Raw genomic sequence first — 870 nt, forward strand, 5'->3', positions numbered from 1 at the left:
TCGAGCTCCGCCACCACGGTAGCAAACAACGCTGGTTGATCTTTGGTGTAGACGAACACTTCTGTACCACCACGCGTAGCTTTTTTGCTGATAAGTACCAGCGGCTTGTTTGGATCATCCATACGCAGCAAATGCGCACAATGCCAAGCGATTTGAGTGTGAGTATGGCGCAAGAAATAGTCGGCTTTGAATCGTTGCCACAACACTTCGACTTGGCGCGCAGAAAACCCTTCTTTGCGCAGCAATGCGGAAGCCATCTGTTGGTTATGGCGAATACGCTCACGCACATCAACCGGATTTTCTACTCCGCGACGCAGTGCGCGTTGCGTTGAGTAGAAGAGCTCGGCAAGCAGCGTGCGTTTCCAAGCATTCCACAACTCTGGATTGGTTGCGCAAATATCCGCAACCGTGAGACACACTAAATACTCAAGAGATTCTTCGTCACGAACTTGTTTCGCAAACTCTGTAATGACGTCAGGATCGTAAATATCGCGTCGTTGTGCGGTGACTGACATGAGAAGGTGATGCCTCACCAGCCAGCCCACTAACTTAGCTTCTGGCTTCGACAGCCCGTGTTCAATACAGAAATCGTACGCTTCACCTTCACCAATCACTGAGTGATCACCACCGCGACCTTTACCAATATCATGGAAGATTGCTGCAATGATCAGCAGTTCTTTCTTTTGCATGCGAGGGTATATGTCGCAACAAATCGGATGCTTCGCATGGTTGTCTGGATTGTTAAAGGTATTGATGTGTTTGAGTAGGCGGATGCTGTGCTCGTCAACCGTGTAGGCGTGGAACAGGTCGAATTGCATCTGACCAACAATCTGGCTCCATTGCGGTAAATATGCGGCCATTACCCCAAGT

At 49.4% G+C, this 870-nt stretch carries 1 protein-coding gene; it reads right to left on the minus strand.

What is annotated here, in order from left to right; translation table 11 throughout:
* Positions 1-870, minus strand: an 870-nt coding sequence (locus tag R7190_RS26335; protein WP_318137737.1) for an HD domain-containing protein, incomplete at both ends; no start/stop codon positions are given.

It is taken from the genome of Vibrio sp. 1078-1, assembly GCF_033340475.1.